We start from the raw sequence: 4,053 nt of genomic DNA, 5'->3' as shown, positions 1-4,053 counted from the left end.
AAACCTTGGCACCATTAGAAATAGTAGCATTATCACTAATTACGGCATAACCATAAACATGCCCACAGACCTTAGCGGTATCATGAATTTTTGCATTATCATAAATATGAGCGGTTGTATCAAAAACCAATGCTTTGCCATTAACGATAGCATTGCCATACACCTTGGCACCTCTAAAGATTTTCGCGTCATTATAGATTTTAGCATTTTCATAAACAGTTGCATTGAAAAGAACCGTGGCATTATCATAGACCCAGCAATTGCCATCATGGGATAAGTTACTTTCATTTTCAATAAAACCGCCGAGGTCCCCCGCCTTAACATCATCAAAATCTCTTAGAGCACGTATACGGTGTAAAGTAAGACCATCAAAAGTGAATTTTTCATTGGTAAATTCGTATTTTTTTGCAGGCTTTTGTTGATTAACAGGCGCGGTTTCATTTGCAATATTAGAGATAACGGGGGGGATTTTTGAGATATTTGTCATAATTAAATCCTTAACGTAAAATTGTTTGTTATTGACGCTCTTAACAAGCATCGGGCGCTAACAAACACGGCGTTAAGTCCGTTGCTTACACTTTTCCCATAAGGGTATTGTATGATGTAAGCACACCCGACAGAGTCATTATATGCTAATTAACACATAAAAAACAGCCAGTATTTTAAAAACATAGGAAAGGTTGTATCGTAACCTATCCGCTTAACGTAAAGTGTTTGTTAATCACTTGATCATTTATATAACAAAATACGTATTTATTGTCAAATACATTTTATCTTGTTTGATATTTTTTATGTTTTTTAAATTCATTATGTGTAAATATTTATCATGTTCTTATCAATTGCTTCTTTTATATTTATATGCTTTTAAAGCTATATTATTGGCTTTATGAAACGATTGCGTTATTTTCTGAATCTATACATTTATAATATTTAAAAACGCTCTCATAATGCGTATTTTTATCTTTATAACCTATCAATTTTTTACTAAATGAATTTTAATTTTTTTTGTGAATTTTGTTTATAAAGGGCTCTAATGTAAACAATCTATATTAAACGCACTCTATAAACACAACCTGTAATATATATTTTGTAGGGGTTTTGGGGGTGTTTATATTTTTTTCAAAAATTAGGGAATTAAAAGCGTAAAGTAATATAAGTATTCACAACAAAGCTTTTGAAAACAATAAAGCTATCATTTTAGATTACGGTATAACCTCTTAAAGCCAATGTAAAAGAAGCGTATTCACTTTAAGATGGGATTTATTAAAAATCTTAAAGCAATCAAAATAAGAGTATTTAAAAGTGCAAATGATTTTTTTTAGAATGACGCATATAAACTATTCTTTTAAAAAGGGATACTCAATAATAATTAGGTCAATAAGTTATATTAATAGTGAGAATTTTATTCTTTATTGATTCTATTAGTTTTTTCTCTATCTCTCATCTTTTTTGAGCTTTTTTATAGCTTCAAGAGCGAGTTTTTTACGGTCTGTGCTCTTTATGTAGAGAAAAGTTAGAGTATTTTTAACTTTTCATATAATTATTCTTTGAAAAGGTCAGAGTGCGTTCCTGTACGAATAAGATGTAATTTATCTCCTTCTATTCTATAAATAAGCAGCCAATCTGGTTCGATATGAATATCATGATACCCTACCCAATCGCCTTTTAGTGGATGATCACAGTAATGTCTTGGTAATGGCTTTTCTTCAATTAGAAGACTTAATAGTGTACGCAGCTTATTCATATTTTTACTGCGTTTTTCCGCCTTGCGCACGTCACGTTTAAATTGTCTCGAGCGAACAGGTATCAGCATATTAAATGCCTAAATCCTTAAAAAGGGCATCAGCGTTTTTAAATGTCTTACCTTTACCTTCATCTAATTCCTTTATAGCTTTACGTGTGACACTATTAGGTACTTTAAGCTCAAAAGGCAAACAACCTTCTTCAGCGACACGCAAAAATGTTATGCGGATAAGATCTGATGCACTTAATCCCATGCGTTCTAAAGTAATCATCGCTTGTTTTTTCATTTTAGCAGGAATGCGAGCGCGAACAACAGAATCGGCTTTCATGATTTGTATCTCCATTTATAACCTTTGTTATAGTGTAGCTACACTGTGACTTCAAGTCAATTTTTTAGAATTAAAAACCCTCTGGATAGCAGGTATGGCAAAAAAAACTCCACGAAAAGAATCCTTGATTCGCAATAATTAAGAGGAATGTTGCAAAATCCTATTCTCTTAACTTTATTTTGTTATCCCTCATAGTAAAGAAGATTATATCTAATCAACTTAACAAGAGAGGTATAGATTATGGTTATAAGCTCTATACCCCTTATGAGTTTATCATACCCATTATGTGAGTATGCCAAATCTATTCAGTTTCTCTAATTTCTAATTTTGGTAGTTTTTTCACGATTTTCATTGTTTCTAGACTTACAGTAATAATCCTTTGAAACAACTCTAATGGATAAGCAGGGTTGCCAACGGTTTCAACAAGCATAGCGATTGGCATCATTCACAATACCACTCTTTTTATCAGTCTTTACACATTGACGCCCCATAACCCATTCAAGAGCGGGTCTACCATTTACGATATACTCATAAGCTTCAAGAGGGATATCTGTTATTGTGATATTGCTATTGTAAATAACAGTGGTTTTATCTTTATCAGATTTTCCATTTTCTTTACCTGCTTTTGCAAATTTCATTTCAGTTACATAATAAAACTTTTCGGGATTAGAGATCTCTGTAACTTTTGGATTACCCTTTTTAAAGGTCACGGGATAAGGCTCTACAGTTTCATAATTCACGTGCAAATGACCCCAGTTCACGCCCTGCTGTTACAAATTTCCAAAAATCATTAGCACTCTTTACGCAAGGGATACGAGGCAATTCTTTAGAGAGGTTATTGACATAACGAGTGCGATATTCTGAATGCAAGAGACCGTAAACATAATAAAACAGATCATCTTTAGTGTTTTTTTCATTAGGATAAGCAGTTTTGAAATATGCTAATTCTTCATAAGTTATGGCATTACGCAATTTCTTTTTTGCTTATTTTAGTAATAAGCTATCGTCATGCTATTTTTTTATCAAGCGATAATAATGGAGTGTTTCTTGTTGTCTCTAATATGTAACAGTTCCAATAAATTTGGTCTATTCTATGAATAACAGTCTTTACTTGAAGCTCAAGATTATATTACATGCAACACCTTAAAATTAAGAAGCATATAGAGTGTATGATTGTCATTTAACAGTGTAATTATACAAGCTTCAAAAGCGGGGGAAATGATATGGTTTGCACAACTAATAAAGCAGGTGTATACAGTACAGTCTATGCTTTTCCCTCAGATGTTATAAGTATTATTCTCATCAAAAAATTAAAAAATTGTTACGCGGTTGGCGATTTTTTCTGTGACGCTGACGATATGGTTCATTTTGTTGCTCATTTTGAGGACACAATGAATGCATAGATTTTTTTTCACTTTTGTTTTTGCGGCTATTTTGTGCCTTTTCTCGTTGCCGAGTTTTGCCGAAAACATTCGTGAGAAAGCGATTAATCAATCAGAGAGCATCCAACGACAACAAACGCAAGAACAGCGTTTTCAGCAATTACACCGTAGAAACGAAACACATGGGGTATTTTTGCCGGATGATGATACCACATCTGCCTATGGTGCTTCGTCTGGTACAACCTGTTTGCTGATCAAAAGCATTGAATTTGTTGATGCTCAGTTGATTTCTCATACCGACCTTCATGAAGCCATTTCTCTTTGGGAAGGGCGGTGTTTGGGGATTGCCGAAATCAACAAAGTGCTCAAAGCGGTGACCAAGCTTTATATGAAGCGCGGCTATATTGCGGTGCGGGCTTATTTGCCTGAGCAAGATTTAAGCGGCGGTCATCTCAAGATTGTTGTAGTTGAAGGTGTGATGGAAGATATTACCCTTGATGGGCATAAAGTTGGAAGGAAATCTCAAGGAGAAATCACCACGGCTTTTCCAAACCTTATTGGGAAGCCGACCAATCTGCGCCAGATAGAGCAAGGGCTTG

The 4,053-nt window shown here is 34.0% G+C and carries 4 protein-coding genes and 2 pseudogenes; 2 read left to right on the top strand and 4 right to left on the bottom strand.

Annotation, left to right across the window (positions count from 1 at the left end):
* The 4 genes and pseudogenes from ACFIKR_RS08890 to ACFIKR_RS08875 form a co-directional block, all read right to left on the bottom strand.
* Positions 1–487: pseudogene (locus tag ACFIKR_RS08890) on the bottom strand (hypothetical protein); the annotation flags it as partial.
* A 1,053-nt stretch (positions 488–1,540) separates the two neighbouring features.
* Positions 1,541–1,813, bottom strand: coding sequence for a type II toxin-antitoxin system YafQ family toxin (locus tag ACFIKR_RS08885; RefSeq protein WP_026500655.1), 273 nt, complete (start codon positions 1,811–1,813; stop codon positions 1,541–1,543).
* Position 1,814: 1 nt separating this feature from the next.
* Complete coding sequence (locus ACFIKR_RS08880; protein ID WP_026500656.1) at positions 1,815–2,072, bottom strand: type II toxin-antitoxin system RelB/DinJ family antitoxin; 258 nt, start codon at positions 2,070–2,072, stop codon at positions 1,815–1,817.
* Positions 2,073–2,373: 301 nt separating this feature from the next.
* Positions 2,374–3,041 (bottom strand): annotated as a pseudogene (locus ACFIKR_RS08875) (type ISP restriction/modification enzyme); the annotation flags it as partial.
* 254 nt (positions 3,042–3,295) lie between these two features.
* Between ACFIKR_RS08875 and ACFIKR_RS08870 the strand changes: the two are divergent.
* Complete coding sequence (locus tag ACFIKR_RS08870) at positions 3,296–3,475, top strand: hypothetical protein (RefSeq protein ID WP_375659596.1); 180 nt, start codon at positions 3,296–3,298, stop codon at positions 3,473–3,475.
* The coding region (locus ACFIKR_RS08865) for a POTRA domain-containing protein (RefSeq protein ID WP_375659595.1) at positions 3,468–4,053 on the top strand (586 nt) is incomplete at its 3' end. The genes ACFIKR_RS08870 and ACFIKR_RS08865, both read left to right, overlap by 8 nt.

It is taken from the genome of Bartonella sp. MR30HLJHH, from assembly GCF_042194195.1.
GTDB classification, from domain to species: domain Bacteria; phylum Pseudomonadota; class Alphaproteobacteria; order Rhizobiales; family Rhizobiaceae; genus Bartonella; species Bartonella grahamii.
This window is presented reverse-complemented; position numbering and strand designations above follow the sequence as displayed.